Annotated in this window: 3 protein-coding genes; 2 read left to right on the top strand and 1 reads right to left on the bottom strand. The window is 39.3% G+C overall.

The genetic code is table 11. The features are described from left to right. The first annotated feature begins 102 nt into the window (after window positions 1-102). The gene (locus ACOVO2_RS16995; protein WP_421771129.1) at window positions 103-1,110 is read left to right on the top strand and encodes a PfkB family carbohydrate kinase; all 1,008 of its coding nucleotides are present in this window, start codon (window positions 103-105) and stop codon (window positions 1,108-1,110) included. 108 nt (window positions 1,111-1,218) lie between these two features. Beyond that, window positions 1,219-1,887 carry a bifunctional 4-hydroxy-2-oxoglutarate aldolase/2-dehydro-3-deoxy-phosphogluconate aldolase gene (locus tag ACOVO2_RS16990; RefSeq protein WP_421771128.1) on the top strand — a complete coding sequence of 223 codons (669 nt, stop codon included), beginning with the start codon at window positions 1,219-1,221 and terminating at the stop codon, window positions 1,885-1,887. A 105-nt stretch (window positions 1,888-1,992) separates the two neighbouring features. On the opposite strand, the gene ACOVO2_RS16985 is transcribed toward ACOVO2_RS16990, so the two are convergent. Further along, window positions 1,993-3,459: a tagaturonate reductase gene (locus ACOVO2_RS16985; RefSeq protein WP_421771127.1), complete on the bottom strand. Its 1,467-nt coding sequence runs from the start codon at window positions 3,457-3,459 to the stop codon at window positions 1,993-1,995. Window positions 3,460-3,811 lie beyond the last annotated feature (352 nt).

The raw sequence follows: 3,811 nt of genomic DNA, 5'->3' as shown, positions 1-3,811 counted from the left end.
TTTAGCTAAAAATATTGAATAGTAAAGTTACATAAAGATAGAAGAGTGTTTTTTGAGAACATTCAAAATTCATTCATTCGCTCATTCACTCATTAAAATTTTATGCCAAAAATAGTAACTTTTGGTGAAGTGCTACTTCGCCTTTCGACACCCAATTTTCAGAAAATAGAACAAGCAACCTCGTTTAATGCTACTTTTGGTGGTACAGAAATGAACGTTGGGGCATCGCTCGTGAAGTTTGGTTTTGAAGCTGCTCACGTAACCGCTTTCCCTAATAATTTGATGGGCCAAAAAGCCAAGGCATTTCTAAGATTTTTGGGAGTTGATGATTCTCACGTAGTTCTGGAAGGTGATAGAGTAGGGGTGTTTTTCTTAGAAACGGGTGCGGTGATGCGTGCCAGCCAGATTGTCTATGACCGTGCCGATTCGGCATTTGCTAATATCAATCCTGAGCATTTCGATTGGGAGAAAATCTTGGAAGGTGCAGATTGGTTTCACTGGTGTGGTATTACGCCCGCAATTTCGGAAGGAGCCGCAAAGGCGTGCCTAGATGCCGTGAAAACTGCTAAAAAATTGGGAATAACTGTTTCATCGGATATTTATTACCGCAGTAATTTGTGGAAATATGGTAAAACTCCACAAGAAATTTTGCCCGAATTGGCTTCTTATTCAGATATTATTTTGGCAAGTCGCAAAAACATCGAAGAGATTTTTGGGCTTCAAGTAACTGTCGAGAAGGGTAAGTTTGTGGAGGCTTGTAAAATGTTGATGGAGGCTTATCCGACCATAAAGAAAGTAATTGATTCTGACCGTATTCAAGTAAGTGCTTCACATAACCAATATGCCGCAAAAATGTGGAATGGCGAGGAATTGTTAGAGACTGGTTATCAAGATATTACTCACATTGTTGATAGAATTGGTACTGGCGATGCATTTTTGGGTGGTTTTATTTATGGGCAAGTTATATTGAAAGATGATTTGAAATCATTGCAGTTTGGAACAGCAGCCGCCGCTCTGAAACATACCATTGAAGGTGACCAAAATTTAGTGACAGTCCCAGAAGTTGAAGCCGTCATGAGCGGAGATAAATCTGGGAGATTGAGAAGATAAACTTGATTGACGATTTTGGATTTACGAATGACGATTTGTTGGTTTAAACCATAAAATTGTGATATACGAATCGTAAATCATAAATCGTACATCGTAAATTTAAAGATAATGGCAAGATTTGATAAAAATACAACCTTGGCACAGGTTTCGGCAACGGGTTTAGTGCCGCTTTTTACGCACAATGATTTAGAATTGTGTTTGGGTGTGTTGCGTGCGTGCTATGCAGCGGGCGTGAGAGTTTTTGAATTTACGAACCGCACCGAAAATTCGTACAATAATTTTGTTGAACTCGTAAAAATCGCTGAAACCGAAATGCCCGAAATGATTTTGGGAATCGGTACGATTTACGATGCTGCCACGGCACAAAAGTTTATTGATGCTGGTACTAATTTTATTGTAGCTCCAGTGATGAACCCCGAAGTTGGAAAGGTTTGTCAGGCGGCAGGCATTCCGTGGATGCCGGGCGTGATGACAGTTACCGAAATTTATAATGCTCGTGTGGCGGGGGCTGAATTCATCAAGATTTTCCCAGGCGATGTTTTGGGTGCAGGTTTTGTGAAAGCCCTGAAAGGTGGCCCGATGCCCGATGCTCAGATTATGGTTACGGGTGGTGTTTCGCCAACCGAAGAAAGTCTAAAGCTGTGGTTTGGTGCTGGTACTACTGCCGTAGGAATTGGCTCACAATTAGTGCCGAAAGATGTTTTAGCCGCAAAAGATTGGGCAAAAGTTACCGAAATTGTGGGAAATGCTCTAACTATTATTAAAGGATTGAAGTAATAATTTTGCAGAAGTCCACAGACGACAGTAAACAAAACGCTCCGAAAGAATATCTCTCGGAGCGTTTTGTTTTACTACTTTTGACTATTGACTGTGGTCCGTCGACTAAGCATATACATTCAAAGCCGCAGCCACTTCACGTACACCAATTGCCATCATATTTGACAAGTGCGTAGTTACGTTTTCTTCAAAACCTTTGAGTTTGCGGAGGTCGCTTCCCCAAAGTTGTTCGTTGCCAAGCACTGCCTCTACTACTTCGTTTGGTTTATGGTTTTGCCATATTTCATAAAAATACTTTGCCGAATCGCATTGGATTGGGTAAAGGACTCCTTCTTTTTCTCCGAAATACTTACCGTTTTCTTCTTTTACCGCCTTCATAAATAAGATATAAGCTGCAAAACCACGAGTAAAGTATTGTGGAACTGTACTGAATTCTTTGTAGTAATTCAACAATAATGGAATATTACGCATCTGCATTTTCATGGTGTATTGCAGCGTAATGCTAATCCATTGGTGGTCGAGGTACGGGTTTCTGAATCTATCCAATACATCACGGCCATAGCGTTGAGCTACTTTGGCATCTATTTTATACGGAATTGCAGGAGCAATTTCCGACATCATCAAATTTGTGATAAACTTCTCAGTCATATCATCGGCCAAGGCTTCTTTCACCGTTTGGAAACCCGAAAGAAAAGCCATACCGCACATGAGCGTATGTGTGCCATTGAGCATGCGTAACTTTAGTTCACGGAATTGCTCAATGTTTGTTGCTACTTTTACGCCTTCGTCAGCCTGTGCAAATGATAAAACATCTTTTACTTTTTCATTGCCTTGTATGGCCCAAAGTCTGTATGTTTCGGCTACTAGTAGAAGTTGGTCTTCATAGCCAAGTTTATCTTGAAGTTCGGCCAATGCTTCGCCTTTAGGCTTGCCTGGTACGATTCTATCTACCAATGAATTACAGAATGAGTTTTCGGTATTGAGCCATTCAATAAAATTCGCTGGTAATTCATTAAAATTGGCAACTTTCAAAATTAAGTCTTTCAAAATATCACCATTTCCTACGATTAGCTCAGTCGGGATAATTACAACACCAGCTTGTTTATTTTGAAAACGCTCATACAACCACGCTGTCAGTTTCGCAGGAAATGAAGCAGGCGGAGATTGACGAATACTCTCTTCGACGTACTGTAAACCAACTTCGGTGGTGTTTGAGATAACGACTGAAATGTTAGGGTCTTGGGCAGTTTCGAGGATTTCGTTCCACTCAGATTGTGCCGAAAGCACTCGACTAATGGCCGAACTGATAATGTTTTCTTCGGTAGGTACACCCTTTTCAAGCCCTCTTACGCAAATAGTGTAAAGATTGTCTTGTTCAGCAAAAGCATCCGCACCACCCGAATCGGTTGATTTCACAACCACGATTCGTCCATTAAAAATTCCTTGTTTATTGGCTTTGTCAATAAAATAGTCGCATAGTCCACGAAGCAAAACCCCCGTACCAAATTGAAGTACTTTTTCAGGTAGTTGGAGTGTCGAACTGTCGGTCAGTAATTCTTTAGAGAGTTTCATTAAAAGTCAAAATAAATAGATTGTATATAACAAAAGTAGATACTTTATTAAGTTTCATCAACTAAAATTCAGTTAAATTATAATACTATTTTGTGATTTTGGTCATGTAATAGGAATAATTCTACAAGAAAACAGATAATCAGAAAATCATGGCAGAAAAAGTTTATTTATATGCAAAATTTTTGTTCAAAGTTGTTCAAAAAAATGACTTATTTACTGATATTCATCAACAAATCAGACGAGTGATTTGCTTGAAATTTTCCGTTTATCATGATTGAATTTGGCAGAAACATCGAAAAAGTCTAATTTCGCTTCATAAACAAATAAAACTAAACCTGAAATGGAACAAATT

Origin of the sequence: Emticicia sp., from assembly GCF_049241225.1 — a bacterium.
In the GTDB taxonomy this organism is placed as follows: Bacteria; Bacteroidota; Bacteroidia; order Cytophagales; family Spirosomataceae; genus Emticicia.
The sequence above is the reverse complement of the archived record's forward strand: the minus strand, read 5'-3'. Positions and strand labels throughout refer to the sequence as shown.

Bases quoted from the DNA above. Each gene is read 5' to 3' on its own strand.
- ACOVO2_RS16985 (WP_421771127.1), bottom strand. From the start codon at position 3,459: ATGAAACTCTCTAAAGAATTACTGACCGACAGTTCGACACTCCAACTA.
- ACOVO2_RS16990 (WP_421771128.1), top strand. From the start codon at position 1,219: ATGGCAAGATTTGATAAAAATACAACCTTGGCACAGGTTTCGGCAACG.
- ACOVO2_RS16995 (WP_421771129.1), top strand. From the start codon at position 103: ATGCCAAAAATAGTAACTTTTGGTGAAGTGCTACTTCGCCTTTCGACA.